The sequence below is a fragment of the Hymenobacter crusticola genome (assembly GCF_002154225.1).
Classification (GTDB): domain Bacteria; phylum Bacteroidota; class Bacteroidia; order Cytophagales; family Hymenobacteraceae; genus Hymenobacter; species Hymenobacter crusticola.
On the sequence record NZ_MTSE01000003.1, the window covers coordinates 26,111 to 44,207 of the forward strand.

Genomic DNA, 18,097 nt, shown 5'->3' on the forward strand with positions numbered 1-18,097 from the left:
ACCTTGGAGCAGCAAGCAAAGTTTTGAGCAGTCTGCTCAGATAGCTCCACTCAGTCACTCCGTTATTCAGTCACTACTTTATGCCATCCATCTTTTCTCGCATCGTGAGCGGCGAATTGCCCGCTTATAAGGTTGCCGAAGACGAGCACCACCTCGCTTTTCTGGATATCACTCCGCTGGTTGAGGGACACACACTTGTTATTCCGAAGCGCGAAGTTGACTACATCTTCGATATGCCGCCCCAGGAGCTAGCCGACCTAAACCTCTTCGCCCAACGCGTGGCGCAGGGAGTGCGGGCTGCCGTGCCGTGCAAGCGCATTGGCGTAGCCGTTATTGGCTTGGAAGTTCCTCACGCCCACATTCACCTTATTCCCATGAACAAGGTGTCGGACATGAACTTTGCTAACCCCAAGATCAAGGTGCCCGAGGAACGGATGCAAGAGCTAGCCGCCGCCATCATGGCGAAGGTACCTAGGTCAGAACCCCGCGGTGCGGCGGCCGATCCGGCATTGGCCACGAAAGCAGAAGAAACCAAAGCGGTGCGCGAAAAAGCCGCTACCACTGGCCCCGGCGAGTCGACGGGAGGGCAGCTTAGTCAGTTGGTGGCTGGCTTGTACTACGTGAGCGAATCAGATGCGCCGCTTTCGCCTGTGAGCTACGACGCACCCGCCGGGGAACTGACCAACGCGGCATTATTGCAAATGCTAGGGCAACCCGCCGATACCAAAGTAGAAACTCAAGAGCTAACGTACTTTCTGCGTAACCACACCGCCGACAAGGGTGTGCTAAACGACGTAGACCTAGCTAACCGCTTCAAAGCCTTGCAAATGTACATGAAGCAAGAGCTAGAAGACACGACCGTGTATCGGCTCGGGACCGGCCCCCAAGTACAGGTGTATGCGCTAGGCAAAACGTCGGAAGGCAAGCTCGCCGGCTTCAAAACCGTATTGACGGAAACCTAGGCTCGACCATACTTCTAGCTACAAAAAGCCCTGGCAGCACAGCTTCACCGATCGTGAAGCTGTGCTGCCAGGGCTTTTCAACGTTAAGTCGACGTTCACGAATACGTTCACTAAGCTAGAGCGCTGCCGGACAGGCAATGTTATTAGTACAATAAAGTTGTTTTCAGTCACATGGATATGTGATGCGGCGTATTTCTACTTGACTGTCAAGGCGCTATATATTTGTTGAGTCTTGTGGCGCTGGCTGTTTCTGCTCGTTGTGCGTCCCCTTGCTGGCTAGCTAGGGCTTCACAAGCCAAAGCAGTGAATTGGCACTTCCGGCCCCATTATCCACCCGTCCCCTATATCCTGTTTGCTATGAACACGCTGCCCTTGCCTGTGCTTCTGATTATGGTCGTGCTTTTCATTTACTCTGGCCATGATAGTGCTGACCAACAAGCGGCTCGCACTAAACGTGTACCTAGCTCGCTGACTCATGCTGCGGCCCGTGCTAAAGCAGGCACGGCTAGGCTCAACGATAGCACCATGGTTCAGCAGCGTCATTCTCCTGTTTATCTGCGAAATGCAAACTTGCTTGGGACGGTGACGCACCACCAAATACTACGACCGGCGCTGGAGGCTGAGTGAAAGTAAGCGGCGCGCACGGATGGCGGTATACTATGCAGCCAAGCTAGGTGAACTTCGGTTAGTAGTGGTGTAACAAACTACTTTCGTAGTTTTCGCCCTTCTTCTGTTTGCGTAGCTTCAACATATGAACCTCAAACCCTTTCTAGTTATTCTTGGGAGCTTGGCCGTAGCACAGCAAGCCGGGGCCCAAAGCCTTACGGTGCCCAAACCAGTTGCTGATGCCCTGGCTCAAGTGCAGCCCCTGGACATCAAGGCGCATATTCAATACCTAGCTGACGATAAGCTAAAAGGCCGCTTGCCCGGCACGCCCGGCTACCAGATGGCCGTAGACTACGTCACCGATCAACTTAAAAAGCTAGGTGCCCAGCCCGCCGGAGAGAATGGAACCTACGTGCAGAAAGTGCGGCTACGGCGTGCCTTTACCGCCCCCGGCGCCACGCTAGCGGTACAAGCCAAGCAAGGGCAAGCACCTACGTTGACCTACGGCCAGGATTTTCTATTCTACCCTAACCCCGAGGAAGCGCAAGTGAGCGTGCAAGCGCCGCTCGTGTTTGCGGGGTATGGCATCAGCACACCCGAGCTAGGATATGATGACTACAAGGGTCTCGACGCCAAAGGCAAGGTGGTAGTAATTGTGCGGGGAGCACCCAAGAAGTTTCCTTCTACGGTGGCCCTCTACAACGAAGACCTGCTGACGGTTATGCAAACGGCCGCCCGGCACGGCGCGGTTGGGGTGCTTGTGGCAAGCACCAAGCCTAATGCTAAGTTGGTCCCGCAGCCGAAAGGGGTAATTAGTGTGCTAGGGCCAGATGGGAAAGTGGCCGTGTCCCGCAGCTTTGCCAACAAGCAGATCCGAATGCTCGGTACCGTGAATGCTGCCACGCTTCAGAATTTGTTTGTGGGAGCAGCCGCTGATACTGGGCGGGTGCTCGCTTCATTGCGCACCGACCAGCCCCTGTCGCAGCCCCTGACCGGCAACTTGGCGGCGCAGTTTCGCTCTACCTATAAGGATGTGGACAGCTACAACGTAGTGGGCAAGATTCCGGGCACCGATGCCAAGCTAAAAAATGAATATGTGGTGCACAGCGCCCACCTCGACCACCTTGGCATCAGCACGCCGGTAGAAGGCGACTCGCTCTATAACGGGGCCCACGATAACGCTTCAGGCGTTGCAAGCGTGTTAGAAATCGGGAAAGTGTATTCGCGCCTAAAAGAAAAGCCAAAGCGTTCGGTGCTGCTGGTGCTGGTGACGGGGGAAGAAATGGGCCTGATGGGCTCTGGTTACTTCGCCAAGTATCCGACCGTGCCGAAGGCACAGATTGTGGCCGACGTAAACACCGACATGCCTACCATCATCGCGCCGCTACTGTCGGTGGTGGCGCTGGGGGCGGAGAATTCCTCGCTGCAAACGCAGGTGATGAGTGCCACTAACTACCTAGGTCTGACGGTGGAGCCCGACCCGGAGCCCGATCAGAACCGCTTCATCCGTAGCGACCAATACAGCTTCGTGGCGCAGGGCATTCCAGCGTTGCACATCAAGTATGGCAACAAAACCGCCGACGGACAGAACAACCTCAGCCAAACTGTGCAGCAGTGGCGTGCTAAGTACTATCACAAGCCCCAAGACGACATCAACGGCGTGTTTGACTTTGAAGCCGGTAAGAAGTACGCGCAGCTGAACTTCCTGATTGGCTACCAAATTGCCCAGAATCCTGCGCGCCCAACTTGGAACCCCGGCAATTTCTTCGGGCAAAAGAAGGTGCAATAACCACTAAAGCGAAAGGCGTAAAATACCGAGCCTCAGTGGGACAACATGGCCATGTTGTCCCACTGAGGCTCTTTGTATAGGGCTAGGCGGTGCTACGTTACCGAGGAGGATGCAGCGTATTCAACTTATTATTTGTTGTCGATGCTAGCTTGCAAGCGCGTTTGCGCGTCGGGCGATAGTTTGCTCAATAAATCAAGGCCCGTAGCCGCTTCAATGGCATCGACGGATACGCGATACTGGCGCCATTCGGGACTAATGCTGTTGTCGTTGGGAGTATCCACGGCGATGATGCGGGCCTGGCCGGCGGCAATGCGTTGTAAGTCGTTGCTGCCTTCGGGGAGCACCACCAGTACTTTCCACACGCGCTTAGGCACGGTTACGTGGCCGTTGTCGAGGGCGGTAGCTAGGCCGTTGGTCCCGGTGCCACCTTTGCCGTAGCAGCCCATCATGATGTAGATTTCGTTGCCTTCACCCACCAGCTGACGCCCGTATTCCTCCAGTCCCGACCACGTGCGCTGGTTGTTGTTAGGCGCCTGCGGAATCATATTCGTCATCAGGAACGTGGCCGAGTTGTCGTCGAGGTCGGCGGTGCGGTCGGCGCTGGGGCAATTGTGGCCTTTATCGAAGCCCGAACCGGAGTAGCTGCGCGGCGTGACTTGATAGAAGCCACGGGGCAGAGCCGGATCGGGGCGAAAGTCGTCTTGGCGCGGCGCCGAGCCCATCCAGGCTCGGTTTAGGTGCCAGCTCACCCAGGTGGGCGTGCCACGGTTGGCGTTGTAGCCAGCTGTAAATTGTGGATGCACGAGCAGGTAGTTGGTGGCATTGGCTGGGTCGCTGGTGGCGCCGCTGGGGTTGCCCAGAGCCATATTATCATCCCGCGTGGTTACAATGGCCGTTGCTTGGCGCGTGCTAGTTGGGGCGGGTCTAGGTGCCGTGGCATTCGACCGAGGGGCAACGCCAGGGAGCACACCGCCGGAAGCATCCAAGCCAATGTCATCGATGTTCAGGCGACCTTTGCCCGTATCCGTTTTTCGGATTTCGAGGCGGAGTAAGCCTGTGGCGGGCGCCGCGAAAGTAGTGATGGTGAGGCGGGTGCCACTGGTACGCACCGGCTGCCCGAGACGCGCATAGCGGCGGCCACCGTCGGTGCTAGCCCACAGCTCCCAGGTACTGGGGGCATCGTCGCCGTAGCTGGCGCTGCTGACGCGGATGGTGCGCACACCGCGCGGCGCATCGAAATTCATGCGCAGGCGACCTCGCTCGCGGAGGCGGGCAGCGTGGTCGCCGCGCTTATGGTCTTGGCCGGAGGTACCGATCAGGGCTTCCGTGAAGTGCCAAGACCCTGACCCTAGGGTCTCATCGCCCTCGGCGTAGGCGCCTTTGCTGCCGGCCTCGAAGGTTTCGGGAAAGGTGGTGAAAGCCTGCACGACGGCCACTGGGGCCGCGCTCGGAAGGTTGCTAGCCGTAGCGGGCTGGTCGGCAGATGGCTGGGAGCAAGCGAGTAGGGCGAAGGAGAAAAGAAGAGGCAATCGGCTCATGCAGTAAAAATAAGAAGCAAAAAGTCGCGGCAAGCCTGAAGCTGATGCATTGGGCAGTAGCTGAGAACTACCTAGGCTCTTAGGGCGCTTGCTAGCTGCTTTCAGCCTAGGGTAACTTGTGACCGGGTTACGTAGTATTTCCCTAATAACCGGTCATCGTCCTACTTTTGCTGCGTCTGGTACAAATTTCGCCTGGCATACAGCAGCGGCTTGTGCTTACCGCACTAAAATAGGCGCGATTGTTCTGTTTTTCCACCCACTCTCTCCATTTGCCATGAATCCGTTCTTCTTTTTCAAGCGCCACGCCCGCACGGCAACCCTAGGTTTGCTGCTGCCGCTAGCTGGCACCACCGCGTTTCGAGCGCCTCAACAAGTCAAGCAAGCCGATCCGGAGGTGATTGCGCAATTTGGCCTGCTCAATAATGAGCGGTTGCAGAAATTCATCGACGTGAAGGGCCAGCAGATGGCGGCCATTTCGAACCGCGCCACCTACGGCTACAACTTCACCATCGTCGATTCGCCCATCATCAACGCGTTTGCCGCACCCGATGGCAACGTGTATTTCACCCGCGGGATTATGGCGCACTTCAACAACGAGGCGCAGTTTGCCGGAGTGCTCGGGCATGAAATTGGCCACATCACGGCCAAGCATGGGCAGAAGCAGCAAACGCGCTCCACGCTGGCCACCGGGGCACTGCTGTTGGGTTCCATCTTTTCGAGCCGCGTGGCGCAGCTAGCGCAGCCGTTGTCGCAGGGCATGGGGCTGTTGTTCCTCAAATACGGCCGCGACGACGAGCGGGAGTCAGACAAGCTAGGGGTGGCCTACAGCACCAAGATCGGCTACGACGCTAGCTACATGGCCGACTTCTTCCAGACCTTGCAACGGGAACAGGCGGCCACTGGCGCCGAGGCCGTGCCGGATTTCCTGTCTTCGCACCCCAACTCCGCCGACCGCTATGCCACGGTGAAGCAGTTAGCCGCCGCGGCGAAGCAGCAAGCAGGGGGGCGTGCCCTCACTGTTAAACGAGACTCTTACCTGCGCATGCTAGAAGGGCTGCCGTATGGCGAGGACCCGCGCCAGGGCTTCGTGGAAGGCAACGTGTTCTACCACCCCGACCTGAAATTCCAGTTTCCGGTGCCCAGCGGCTGGAAGACGCAGAACTCGCCTAGCCAGTTTCAAATGGCGGAGCCCAACGGCAAGGCCGTGCAGATTCTGACCACCGCTGGCAATACCACCCTAGATGCTGCGGCCCAGAGCCTAGCGGAGCAGCTGAAGCTGCAGTCGCCGCAGGCGTCGCGCACCACCGTCAACGGTTTTCCGGCTGTGGTGATACAAGGCAGCCAGGTAGGGCAAAGCCAGTCGGGAGAGCAAAGCATCACGGCTAGCACGCTGTCCTACGTTATTCAGGACGGCAAAACGCTGTACGCCTTGATCGGCTTATGCGCCCCCAACACGCTAGACACGTACGGAACCCAGTTTCAGCGCGTGGCCCAGGGTTTCGCCCGTCTCACCGACGCGAACAAGCTTAACCGTCAATCAGAGAAAATCCGTATCAAAACTGCCAAAGCCGGACAAACACTCGCCCAGGCGCTGACAGCCAACGGTGTTCCGGCCAAGCGCCACCAAGAGCTAGCTATTCTGAACGGTATGCAAACGACCGATAAGCTCAGCGTCGGCATGCTGTATAAAGTGGTGGGCAAGTAGGCCAGGAGCGAAGCCAACTTTTGAGCTACTAGGAAGTTATTCTTCGTTCTGGTTGCGCGAAAGCGAACAAAAAAGCCACCTGAAACCTAGGTTTCAGGTGGCTTTTTTGTGAGAGCCGGCCGGCTAGCTATTTGCTCTTGCAGGGCGTGCCGAACTACTTGAGCAGCGGCGCGTGAATCTTGCGCAGTGTCTTCACCGGAATCTTGATGACTTCCCGATCGTAGGTCAGTAGGCCGTTGATTTCGCCTTCCACATCAGTCGTTTGGGTGTAAACGGACGCCGAGAGGCCGTTCTTTTGGTAGTACTCTATAATCTTGGCGTATTTCTTCTGGTAAGCTTCTTCCACGGCCTTGGCGTCTTTGTAGGTTTGGTAGCCCCAGTTGCGCATAGATGGGTTCCAGAGATGCCCTTCGATAGGCCAGCCGATACCCCCAAACTCACCAATAACGATGGCCCGGTTAGATTGCGCCTGCGGTACCCTAGGTTCCGGCTCGTAGGTATGGATGTCGTAGAAGTGGCCCGCGCCTCGGTCGTTCCAGCCGCTCACGGCATTCACCAACCGGCTAGGATCTAGGGCTTGCACCTGCGCCGCGAGGCGGGGGTTGTCGTACTCACCCCACCCTTCGTTGTGCACTACCCAGGTCACGATGCTTGGGTGGTTGTAAAGGCGGTCGACGAGGCGATGCAGTTCTAGCTCGAATTGCTCCTTGGCCACGGAGCGGCGGAGCGGCTCTTGCACCGCCCCAGAGCGCTCATTTTGCGCCGGTATATCGAAGAAGCCCGAAGGCATATCTTGCCACACCAACAGCCCTAGCCGGTCGCAATGGTAGTAGTAGCGGTCGGGCTCCACTTTGATGTGCTTGCGCAGCATGTTGAAGCCCGCTTGCTTGAGGAAGTCTAACTCGAAAATCATGGCCTCGTCGGAGGGCGGGGTGAGCAGACTAGCAGGCCACCAGCCCTGGTCGAGCGGGCCGTTTTGGAACACGAACTTGTTGTTGAGCAGCAGCACCGGCTGGCCAGGTATAGGCCCCGGCCCGATAGAAATCTTGCGCATGGCAAAGTAGCCCGTCACCACGTCGGTGGGCGTCCCCGTGACGGTCGCCTTAGCGAAGGCCGCGGCAACGGCCCGCTCGTTGCGGGGGCGTTGGTTGCGGGGCGTGCTGCCGAAAGGGTCCTGCACCGTGACGAGCTCCGTTTTTAGGTCGTAGAGGAAGGGGCTTTCTGGCGACCAAAGCTTAGGGCTAGGTAGGTTGAGGTAAGCCACCTGCCCGGCGCGCACCAAGGTCGTTGCCACTGTTTTCTTGCCATCGAAGGCGGTGAGGCGGATGGCGGTGGTGTAGTCGTCGGTCGGATGATGCATGAGGGCTTCTACCCGCAGGCGGCTGGAGTCCACTTCGGGCGTTAGCCGGACTTCCTCCAGGTAACCGGCCGCGGGCACGGGTTCCACCCACACCGTCTGCCAGATCCCCGACACGGGCGTGTACCAGATGCCGTTAGGGTTCATTAACTGCTTGCCGCGAGGTTGTTCTTCGGTTGAGGTGGGGTCGGTGACGCCTAGCAGCAGCTCGTTGTTGCCGCCAGCCTTCAGGAAGTTGGTAATATCGAACGTGAATGGGTCGGAGCCCCCGGTGTGGGCACCAACGAGCCCCCCGTTTACCCACAGGCTGCACTGGTAGTCGACGGCGCCGAAGTGCAGCAGCACGCGTTGTCCCTGCCAGGCGGCCGGCACCTGCAACGGACGCCGGTACCAGAGGCGCTGGTCGGCTTGCAGCGGCTTGGTCACACCCGATAGCGTCGATTCCAGGCAGAAAGGCACCAGAATCTGGCCGTCGAACGACGTGGGCGTGGGAGCCGTTTGGGGCGTAACGGCGTAGTCCCACTGGCCATTTAGGCTCAGCCACTGCGGGCGCACCATTTGCGGGCGGGGGTACTCGCGCCACACGTTGGTGGGCGTCACCTTTTTAGCCCATCGACTCATGATGGGGGCTTTCTGTACCGGCGGCACAGTGGGAGTTTGGGCGCGCCCTTCGTTAAGTAACGCTAGGCTCAGCCCGGCGAGCAGGCTTAAGCGGGAAATAAACTTCATTGGCAAAGAATAGTTGGGTGAGTGGAACGTGCTGTAAGTAAGTATTTTGTTTGCACAGCGTAGCGAAGGCTGGTGGAGAAATAAAGTACCTAGCTTTGCCCAGTGCTAAAACGCCCGCGCATGTGCAATTTTGCCGTTGCCAGAGCGGTCAGTTTTGTTCTTCGCGGAGCGTTGACGGGTAGCAGGGTACCCATTAGCTCGTCTGTGCGTAAAACTGACAAATGCCTTGTGCAACCTAGGTTGCATGCGGCTTCTGCGCGTAGCCATCGTCCGAAGCTGCTCCAACATGGCTGATCAAGGCCCGTTTAGCGTTCAATCTACCCTGACTCCGTTTTTATACTTTTCTATGCCCCACTTTTCCGCCCCAAAACTCATCCTCACCAGCTTCGCCGCGGCGGCTTTTCTATCGGGCTGCGGTGGCAAATCGGATAGCCGCAAGCAAGCTGAAGCCGACATGCAGCCCGACGCAGTGTTTGAGCGCTTCAAACCTAGCTTCATCGACTCGCTCTGGTACTACAACCCCGAGTGGGCATCTGGCGCCGGCTTTCACAAGTACGATTCGTTGCTGGTTGTGCCCAACGCCGGGCGGCGCCAAGTGGACTCTGCCTTTCAGGTGCGGGCCCACAAGCAGCTGCTGAGCATCGAGGCCGGAAAGCTCTCGGTGAACAACCAGACCGACTACCGCCTCATCGAGAACTACCTGAACGGGGCTCGCTGGTACGCCGATACGCTGCGCGACTGGCAGTGGAACCCAGCCAACTACAACCTCGCTTCGTCGGTGGCCGAAATCCTGAATGGCCGCTACCAGCCGCTCGATCGACGGCTGCGCTCCATTTCCTTTAAAATCTGGCGGGCGGCCGACTATTACGAAGCGGCCAAAACAAACATCAAGCAACCCACCAAAGAACACACGGAGCTAGCTATCCTGCAGAATCAGGGCGGGCTAAACGTGTTCGGCAAGCCGCTGCTCGACTCAGTAGCTAGGTCTGGGTTATCGGAGCGGGAAAAGCAACAGCTGCGCGACCGAATTTCGACTACGCGCCAGGCTATTACTGCCTACGTAGCTTTCCTGAAGGAAGAAGTACTGACGGCTGGCAAGTTTCGCAGCTTCCGCTTGGGCAAAGCGTTGTTTGATCAAAAATTCAGCTACGACATTCAAGCGAGCTACACTGCCGACGAAGTTTACCAAAAAGCCCAGCAGCACCGCCAGGAGCTGCTCCATGACATGGGCAAACGCGCCGCACGCCTCTGGCCCAAGTACTTTGCCGGTCAGCCCATGCCTACAGACTCCCTGGCGCTCATCAAGCAAGTCGTTGGCAAACTGTCAGAAAAGCACGCCACCCAGGCAGGTTTCGTAGCAGCCGTGAAGCAGCAAATTCCGGTGCTGGTGAAATTCGTGAACGACCACCAGCTGCTCACCCAGGACCCAAGCAAGCCGCTGGTGGTGCGCGAAACGCCCCTGTACATGCGCGGCAGCGGGGCGGGTGCCTCGGTGTCGGCCCCCGGCCCCTACGACAAAGCCGCTAACACCTATTATAACGTAGAGCCCCTCGATGGGCAGCCGGCCACCCAGGCCCAAAGCTACTTGCGCGAGTACAACGACTACACGCTGCAAATTCTGAATATTCACGAAGCCATTCCGGGGCACTACACGCAGCTTGTGTACGCCAACCGTTCGCCTTCGCTCATTAAGTCCATCTTTGGCAACGGCGCCATGATTGAAGGCTGGGCCGTGTACGCCGAGCGCATGATGCTAGAAAGCGGCTATGGCGGCAACACCGACGAAATCTGGCTGATGTGGGACAAATGGAATATGCGCGTGACCTTGAACGCCATCCTCGACCACGAAGTGCACGCTGGCACCATCACCGAAGCCCAAACCCTAGCCCTGTTGCAGCGCGACGGATTTCAGGAAGAAAGCGAAGCCCGCAACAAGTGGCGCCGCGCCACGCTGTCGCAGGTGCAGCTCAGTAGTTATTTCACGGGTTACACGGCCATCTACGATCTGCGCGAGGAGCTGAAAAAACGCGAAGGCAAGGCTTTTAGCTTAAAAGCGTTCAACGAGCAATTTCTAAGCTACGGCAGCGCGCCTGTGAAATACATCCGGGGAATGATGCTGAAAAAGTAAGGCGCTAGCCTGCGTACTACCGACGAAAAGCAGCGCTCCGGGAATTTTTCGGAGCAGCTTTTTTGTCTGCTTCCCAATCATACCAGCTAGCTTTCAGTGCTCGCTACTTTTTTCCCACTGTTACCCCGTTCTGCCTATGAAAGTATCTGAACGCATGCGCGTCGTGGATACCAACGACGAAGGCCTTCGTCATCTCACCCACGAACACCTAAAGGTGTTTGCCAAATTCACTTCGCTGAATTGCGACATTTGCGAGCAACTGGCGCCACCTTTCACCAAGTTTGCCGACCAACAGCCGTTTGAGCACATTCTATTTCTGCGGCTGAACTCGGACGAAAACCCGGTGGCCCAGAAAATGATGCAGGAAAAGGTAGCGCCGTTCTTTGTTAGCTATTGCCAAGGCCGCATCTTAGAATGTGATACCCTCACAACCGAGCACCAAGTGCAGGAGATGCTGCAACGCCTACGCGATTTTCTGCCAACGACTACCTAGGTTCCCAGTAGGTTAGAAAGCCAAAACGGCCGGGCTGCTTCTCAAGGCAACCCGGCCGTTTTGGCTTTTCTGCAACTTCGTAGAATTTTACTGACCTCACTACTCGATACCTAGTAGCCGCCTAATGCAGAGTGAGTGCCGGGTCTTGTTTCCTTTATCCTAGCTTTGCGGACGTGTTTTTCCTCCTGTCTAAGTTCCTGTACTACGTCTTAATGCCCGCGACGTGGCTGGTAGCGCTGCTGGTGGCGGCGCTGGTCACCCGCCAACCTGTCCGGCGCAAGCGGTTTTTGATAGTCGCTCTGGTTGTGGCGCTAGTGGGTACCAACGCTGCCTTGTCGAACCGCGCCTTGCTGGCCTGGGAGTTGCCGCCGGTTCCGTTGCGGGCCATAGCACCCCACGATGCGGCGGTGCTGCTCACTGGCATGGCCAACACTCACAAGTCGCCGCACGACCGGGTGTACTTATCCAGCGCCGCCGACCGCCTAACGCACACGCTGTGGCTGTACCGCACGCACCGGGTGCGGCGCATCATCGTGTCGGGCGGCTCCGGCGACATCGACAACTACGTGCACACCGAGGCGGCGGAAGTGAACACCTTGCTGCGCTTGTGCGGGGTTCCGCAAGCGGATATTCTGCTGGAAGACCGCAGCCGCAACACTCGCGAAAACGCGTTATACACAAAAGAACTGCTCGCTCGGCATCCTGAAATCAAATCCTTGGTGTTAGTGACGTCGGCGTTTCACATGCGGCGAGCTGCTGGATGCTTTCGGAAAGTTGGCCTCAACGCCGCGCTTTTCCCTGTCGACTTCCGCACCACCGACCTAGAGGAATCGGCGAGCTACTGGCCGATTCCGGAAGCCGGTGCGTTAGGTACCTGGAGCTTGCTTATCCACGAAATAACCGGCTACGTAACGTACAAACTCCTAGGTTACTGCTAAAAGAGCTAGGGCTAAACCCGAAGGCCCCTCCTTTCCAAGGAGGGGCCTTCGGGTTTAGCCCTAGCTCTAGGTTATTCCACTTTCTTCTCTTTTGGTGGGGCTTCGCCACCAATCCAGATAGACTTCTGATTTACAAACTCCCGAATACCTAGATACGAAAGCTCGCGGCCGTAACCAGACTTCTTCACGCCGCCAAATGGCACCTCCGGCGACGACTTCACCATTGCATTTACAAACACGGCCCCCGATTCTACGCGGCGGGCGAGCTCCTCACCGCGCCGCACGTCGCGCGTCCAGACGGCACCACCTAGGCCGAAGCGCGAATCGTTGGCCAGCCGAATGGCGGCGTCCGCGTCTTTGGCCTCCATCACAATGGCGACGGGCCCGAACAGCTCTTCGTAGTAAGCGCGCTGCTTAGGCTTCACTTTCGAGATGATCATGGGGCGGAACAGGGCCGTACCAGGTTTCTCCTGCCCGCCGGCTAGCTCTATTTTCGCGCCCGCCGCTACCGAGTCATTGACCTGGGCGGTAAGCTCGTCGGCGAGGTCGGGGCGGGCCAGGGGCCCAAACTGGGTGGCTTCGTCGAGCGGGTCGCCGGTCCGCATGGCTTGCAGGTGCGTTTTTAGCTTGGCCACGAACTCCTTCACAACCGGCTTCTCCACAATAAAACGCTTGGCAGCAATACAACTCTGCCCGGAGTTGATCATGCGGGCCTGAGCGGCCGTTTTGGCTGCTAGCTCCAAGTCCGCATCGGCCAGCACCACGAAAGCATCGGAGCCACCTAGCTCTAGCACCGTCTTTTTAATGTTGGCACCCGCCAGGGCCGCGACCCGCGACCCGGCAAGCTCGCTGCCCGTGAGCGTGATGGCCTGCACCCGGTCATCCTCAATGAGTTTGGCAACCAAATCAGTTTCAATTAGCAGCGCCCGGAACGAAGCGGGCGGGAAGCCGGCATCATGAAATATCTTCTCTAGGGCCAGGGCGCACTGCGGTACGTTGGAGGCGTGCTTGAGTAGCCCCACATTACCAGCCATAAGCGCCGGCGCGGCGAAGCGCACCACTTGCCAAAACGGGAAGTTCCAGGGCATGATGGCCAGCACCACCCCGATGGGTTCGTAGGCAATAAAGCTGCGCGCGGCTTCCGACTGGATGGGCTCATCGGTCAGAAAAGCCTCGGCATGATCTGCGTAGTAGTCGCAAGTGAGGGCGCATTTCTGCACCTCGGCGCGCCCGTCCGCAACGGGCTTCCCCATTTCCAGGGCCATGATGCGTGCTAGCTCATCCTGCCGTTCGCGGAGCAGCTCAGCGGCGCGGTGCATGCATGCCGCCCGGTGCGCGAACGGAGTACTTCGCCACGTGCGCGCTACGTGCGCCGCTTGGCCCAAAATGCGTTCGGTCTTTGCCCAGGAAAATGCCTGAAAGCGCCGCAGCACGCGGTTGGTATATGGGTTAAAGGATTCAATTGCCATAAGAAAGAAGCTAGGGGACCGTGGAAGCAGGAAGCTGGCGAGGGCAACTGTCGAACTTGAATACCGCGCACTTGCCCTCGTGGCCGCCTTGCTAAACAAGAAAGTAAAAGCTTGTATACGGGCCGAAAGCCCGCAAGAGCAGTAAAGATGACGTTTGCTGTTTTGGTGAGGCTTGAGCTTTGCGTATTGCCTGCCAAATGGCCAACCGCGGACTGTTGAGCTTCGAGGCGGGGCTAGCCTGCGCAAACAGGTGAGTGCAAAAGCCTGTGAACCCTAAGCCACAAGCGCCCGTAGCAGCTTAGACCTCGACACTGAAAAGCGGTATGGCACTAACTTGGTTGTCGAAGTGCGCGCTTAATGTTTACTTTCGTCTCGTCGTCGGGCTCCTCGAACCGGTGACTGGTCTAACTCCCTACCATAGCTGTGTCTGCTAACCCCCCCGAATTACCTACGCCAACTGCCGAGGCAATGCTCGTGCAGCGCCTTCGCGACCGGGATGAGTCTGCCATGACACTTTTCTACGAGAAATACTCCAACGCGCTGTACGGCGTGATTTTCCGAATTGTAAAAAAAGAGGAAATAGCGGAGGATGTACTGCAGGAAAGTTTAGTCAAGATTTGGCACTCATTTCAATCCTACGACCCCTCTAAGGGCCGATTATTTACGTGGGTTTTAAATATCAGTCGAAATTTAGCGATTGACAAAATCCGGTCTCGACAGTACCGCGTAAATAGTCGTACGCAGCCAATAGAAGAAAGTGCAGCGCTGCGCCAGGCCGCCGAACCTTCGTTCCGGCCCGAGCACATTGGTCTGCAGGAAGTGACCCGTCAGCTCAACCCTGAGCAGAAGCAAATCATTGACCTGCTTTATTTCGGCGGATTTACGCAAAGCGAAGTGGCAGAAGAACTCAATTTACCCCTAGGCACGGTAAAAACCCGAGCTAGGGCTGCAATCAAAGTACTCTCAAAACTGATTCGATAGCCGTGAACATCCAGGAATATATCGAATCAGGCATCCTCGAACAGTACGCACTTGGCGAACTGGACGAAGCGCAACGCGCTGACGTAGAGCGTCAAGCTGCCGCGTACCCGGAGGTTCGGGCCGAGCTCGAACAGATTGAAAGCGCATTAGGCGCTTATGGAGAAGCACACGCTCTGACGCCGCCCGCCGGTATGAAAGAGCGCGTTTTGGCAGGTTTTCAAGCCTCCATTCGGCAAGGCGCAGAGCAGGTTCCACAGGCCAGTACACCCGAGCCTGTAGTGCGCCAAATGTCCGCGCCTACTACCGAAGAGGAAGACGCGAAAATTGTACCCTTTCGGGTAAGCTGGAGCATGGCTGCTGCCGTGGCCCTGCTGCTTTTGAGTGGCGCCGCCAACTTGGTATTTTATAATAAATGGAAGGCTGCGGAAAATGACTTAGTAGTTGCACAAAACCAACAAGCTAGCATTGCCTCTACGGTGCAGGCGGTCAACAAGACCTTGTCTACCCGCAACCAGGAGCTAGCCGTGTTGCGCAGCGACCAATTCAAGACCGTGGCGCTACTTGGTACGCCGTCGGCGCCTGGGGCTAACGCGCGGGTGCTCTATAACCCAACTACCAAAGCCGTTTATTTGGACGTGCGCAAACTGCCCGCGCCGCCGCCCGGCAAGCAATACCAGTTGTGGGCCCTCGATCAGGGCAAGCCCGTGGATGCCGGCGTACTGGCCGCTGCCACTGCTGCCGGTGACAGTCTGCAACAGATGAAAGACATTGCTAGTGCGCAAGCCTTTGCCATGACGGTTGAGAAGGAGGGGGGAAGCCCAACGCCTACTCTCTCGACTATGACCGTGGTCGGCAACATCTAGCCGCAACTAGGTCATAACCTAGCCCGGTATGTGGCATTGACAACCAATGAGCGTCGCAGGAGTTTGATAACTCTTGCGACGCTTTCTTTTGCAGCAAGTTGAGAGCCAAGAGAACCTAGGATAAAGATAAATTGCAAACAAAAACAAGTGCACGGAACCATCTTCTTGCTTCTAAAGCGCTACGTGCAGCTTCAGTACGACCATAGTACCTGGATGCAACTCGTGACCAATGCCGGGCTAAGCACGGATAATTTCAGCCACCGGGAAGTGTACCCCGATGCCCACCTATTCGCTTTGGTAGGGCAAGCTGCCGCCATGACTGGCCTTTCGCCCGAAAAGTTGCAAGAAAAATTTGGGGAGTATTTGGTCCCCGACCTCATGTATATGTACCACAAGCTAGTAGATCCTGACTGGCGGACGCTGGAGATGCTGGAACACACGGAGGCCGTGATGCACACGCGAGTGCGCCAAGAGCACACCGGCAACAAGCCGCCGGTGCTCGATGTAGTGCGCGTAGCGCCCAATGAGGTGTTACTTACGTACGTGTCGCCGCGCCGCATGGGCGCGTTGGCCGTGGGCATTGTGCGTGGCCTAGCCACCTACTTCGACGAGGAGGACCGCATTGTGCTCGAGCCCCTCACCAGCGAAAATGGCGAACGGGTACAGATTCGGGTGCGGCGCTTATAAATGTAGGGCACCTAAACAATTGACCACAAATTCATTTTAATACAATACGCTAGCATAATAGCCGAACAGGCTCAGGCTGCCTAGCTTCCTAGGCATAGCCGACAAGCTTATTCTTTCCCCACGCGCACAATCACTCACTGAACATGGAAAAATCGACTTACTACAATCCCGCCGACCTCGCCAAATTTGGCAACATCACCGAATGGCAGCCCGAGATGGGGCGCAAGTTCTTTGAATATTATGCGGAAGTATTTAAGGATGGCGCCCTCACCGAGCGGGAGAAAGCCCTGATTGCGCTGGCCGTGGCGCACGCCGTGCAATGCCCGTATTGCATTGATGCATACACCTCCGATTCACTGCAAAAAGGCGCCGACGAAGCCCAAATGATGGAGGCCGTGCACGTAGCAGCGGCAATCAAAGGCGGCGCCGCCTTGGTACATGGTGTACAAATGATGAATAAGGCGAAAGAAATGTCGATGTAGCGAACCTAGGCGCTGGGCTAGGGGCCACCATGTGAGGGAACGCGCCAGGGCCTACTCCTCGTTAAACGAAACAAATACGCCTCCTGTCTTTTGTACGGCCTAATCGCGCCAGTGACCTGCACGCACATCGCAACGGCTAAAAGTTAGGCAAGCACCACCAGTAATTATCTCATTTGCGCACTATTCTATGAAGTCACTGCACGCTCAACAGCATCCCCTGGCTGATACTGGCTATCAGCTAACCGTCCTGAACCAGGCGGAAGCGGAGGGCGCGCAATTGCCAGCTTTTGCCACGCGCTTACGAGAGGCTGGGCTCTTGCCGCTCCGCCCCACTAGCATTAGCGTGATGCAGATTAATGTAGGCAAGATGTGCAACCAGACGTGTCGGCACTGCCACGTCGATGCCGGACCCGACCGCACAGAAATCATGACCCGCGAAACCATGCAGCTGTGTCTGGATGCTTTGGCGCAAACCGATATTTCGGTGGTAGACCTGACGGGCGGGGCCCCGGAGATGAACCCAGATTTTCGCTGGCTGGTAGAACAAATTTCGGCCCTAGGTCGGCAAACCATCGTGCGCTGCAACCTGACCATCATCGTTGCCAACCCGAAGTACCACGACTTGCCTGAGTTTTTTGCCCGACACCAAGTGCGCGTCGTGTCGTCGTTGCCGCATTTTTCGGCAGGCCGCACCGATGCGCAGCGCGGAACCGGCGTGTTTGAGCGCTCCATTCGGGCTTTGCGGATGCTGAATGCAGTTGGCTACGGTGTGGAGGGCAGCAACCTAGCACTCGATTTGGTGTATAATCCAGCGGGCGCCTTCCTGCCGGGAAGCCAGCTCGGGCTGGAGCGCGACTTCAAACAGCGGCTGCTACGCGAACACGGAGTGGTGTTCAATAACCTGCTCACTATTACCAACCTGCCGGTAAGTCGCTTCCTTGACTATCTGCTGGAAAGCGGCAACTACACGGGCTATATGGAAAAGCTCATTGCTGCTTATAATCCGGTAGCGGCCGCTAACGTAATGTGCCGCACTACGTTGTCGATTGGCTGGGACGGGCAACTCTACGATTGCGACTTCAACCAAATGCTCGACCTGTTGGTAGAAGCCCGTGCGCCCCAGCACATTCGCGACTTCGACCTAGGGGCGCTTACCCAGCGCGCTATTGTCATTAACCAGCATTGCTACGGCTGCACGGCCGGCGCCGGCTCTAGCTGCGGCGGCACAACGGTTTAGCAAGTAACGCAGCCACGAAGTAACTGCGTAATGACGTTCTACACAGTTGCGCAGGTGTCTCAGCACACGCTCCAACGCCTGACTACCCAGCGGCAGAGCCCTACCGGACGTTCGTACGCAGTTACTCCTTTTA

Annotated in this window: 15 protein-coding genes; 12 read left to right on the plus strand and 3 right to left on the minus strand. The window is 57.2% G+C overall.

Annotated elements, in window-relative coordinates; genetic code table 11:
- The first annotated feature begins 80 nt into the window (after positions 1-80).
- From BXP70_RS30910 to BXP70_RS06475, 3 genes are all read left to right on the plus strand, one after another.
- On the plus strand, positions 81-962 hold the full coding sequence (locus BXP70_RS30910) for a nuclease A inhibitor family protein (protein ID WP_179197609.1): 882 nt from the start codon (positions 81-83) through the stop codon (positions 960-962).
- Between the two features lie 357 nt (positions 963-1,319).
- The gene (locus BXP70_RS29385; protein WP_143436390.1) at positions 1,320-1,589 is read left to right on the plus strand and encodes a hypothetical protein; all 270 of its coding nucleotides are present in this window, start codon (positions 1,320-1,322) and stop codon (positions 1,587-1,589) included.
- A gap of 124 nt (positions 1,590-1,713) precedes the next feature.
- A complete protein-coding gene (locus tag BXP70_RS06475) occupies positions 1,714-3,357 on the plus strand; it encodes a M28 family peptidase (protein ID WP_086593232.1) in 1,644 nt (547 codons plus the stop codon).
- A 128-nt stretch (positions 3,358-3,485) separates the two neighbouring features.
- Here BXP70_RS06475 and BXP70_RS30525 read toward each other — a convergent pair whose 3' ends face one another.
- Complete coding sequence (locus tag BXP70_RS30525; RefSeq protein WP_086593233.1) at positions 3,486-4,895, minus strand: DNA/RNA non-specific endonuclease; 1,410 nt, start codon at positions 4,893-4,895, stop codon at positions 3,486-3,488.
- A 274-nt stretch (positions 4,896-5,169) separates the two neighbouring features.
- Between BXP70_RS30525 and BXP70_RS06485 the strand changes: the two genes are divergently transcribed.
- A complete protein-coding gene (locus tag BXP70_RS06485) occupies positions 5,170-6,600 on the plus strand; it encodes a M48 family metalloprotease (RefSeq protein WP_086593234.1) in 1,431 nt (476 codons plus the stop codon).
- Between the two features lie 154 nt (positions 6,601-6,754).
- Here BXP70_RS06485 and BXP70_RS06490 read toward each other — a convergent pair whose 3' ends face one another.
- Complete coding sequence (locus BXP70_RS06490; RefSeq protein ID WP_245849537.1) at positions 6,755-8,686, minus strand: glycoside hydrolase family 2 protein; 1,932 nt, start codon at positions 8,684-8,686, stop codon at positions 6,755-6,757.
- Positions 8,687-9,032: 346 nt separating this feature from the next.
- Between BXP70_RS06490 and BXP70_RS06495 the strand changes: the two genes are divergently transcribed.
- The 3 genes from BXP70_RS06495 to BXP70_RS06505 all read left to right on the plus strand — a co-directional run bounded on the left by BXP70_RS06495 (position 9,033) and on the right by BXP70_RS06505 (position 12,245).
- Positions 9,033-10,814 carry a DUF885 domain-containing protein gene (locus BXP70_RS06495; RefSeq protein ID WP_245849539.1) on the plus strand — a complete coding sequence of 594 codons (1,782 nt, stop codon included), beginning with the start codon at positions 9,033-9,035 and terminating at the stop codon, positions 10,812-10,814.
- Positions 10,815-10,950: 136 nt separating this feature from the next.
- The gene (locus tag BXP70_RS06500) at positions 10,951-11,307 is read left to right on the plus strand and encodes a thioredoxin family protein (RefSeq protein WP_086593235.1); all 357 of its coding nucleotides are present in this window, start codon (positions 10,951-10,953) and stop codon (positions 11,305-11,307) included.
- 173 nt (positions 11,308-11,480) lie between these two features.
- On the plus strand, positions 11,481-12,245 hold the full coding sequence (locus BXP70_RS06505; RefSeq protein WP_086593236.1) for a YdcF family protein: 765 nt from the start codon (positions 11,481-11,483) through the stop codon (positions 12,243-12,245).
- Positions 12,246-12,316: 71 nt separating this feature from the next.
- Here the strand turns inward: BXP70_RS06505 and BXP70_RS06510 are convergent, their stop codons facing one another.
- On the minus strand, positions 12,317-13,714 hold the full coding sequence (locus BXP70_RS06510) for an NAD-dependent succinate-semialdehyde dehydrogenase (RefSeq protein ID WP_086593237.1): 1,398 nt from the start codon (positions 13,712-13,714) through the stop codon (positions 12,317-12,319).
- A 423-nt stretch (positions 13,715-14,137) separates the two neighbouring features.
- Between BXP70_RS06510 and BXP70_RS06515 the strand changes: the two genes are divergently transcribed.
- The 5 genes from BXP70_RS06515 to arsS all read left to right on the plus strand — a co-directional run bounded on the left by BXP70_RS06515 (position 14,138) and on the right by arsS (position 17,964).
- Entirely contained in the window at positions 14,138-14,695 is a 558-nt protein-coding gene (locus BXP70_RS06515) for an RNA polymerase sigma factor (protein WP_317044458.1), read from the plus strand.
- Between the two features lie 2 nt (positions 14,696-14,697).
- Positions 14,698-15,558, plus strand: coding sequence for an anti-sigma factor (locus BXP70_RS06520; RefSeq protein ID WP_086593239.1), 861 nt, complete (start codon positions 14,698-14,700; stop codon positions 15,556-15,558).
- A 147-nt stretch (positions 15,559-15,705) separates the two neighbouring features.
- Positions 15,706-16,245, plus strand: coding sequence for a heme NO-binding domain-containing protein (locus BXP70_RS06525; RefSeq protein ID WP_179197610.1), 540 nt, complete (start codon positions 15,706-15,708; stop codon positions 16,243-16,245).
- A 143-nt stretch (positions 16,246-16,388) separates the two neighbouring features.
- Positions 16,389-16,727, plus strand: coding sequence for an arsenosugar biosynthesis-associated peroxidase-like protein (locus BXP70_RS06530; protein WP_086593241.1), 339 nt, complete (start codon positions 16,389-16,391; stop codon positions 16,725-16,727).
- A gap of 187 nt (positions 16,728-16,914) precedes the next feature.
- Positions 16,915-17,964 (plus strand): arsenosugar biosynthesis radical SAM (seleno)protein ArsS, encoded by a 1,050-nt coding sequence (gene arsS, locus BXP70_RS06535; protein ID WP_086593242.1) that lies wholly within the window; start codon positions 16,915-16,917, stop codon positions 17,962-17,964.
- Positions 17,965-18,097: the final 133 nt, after the last annotated feature.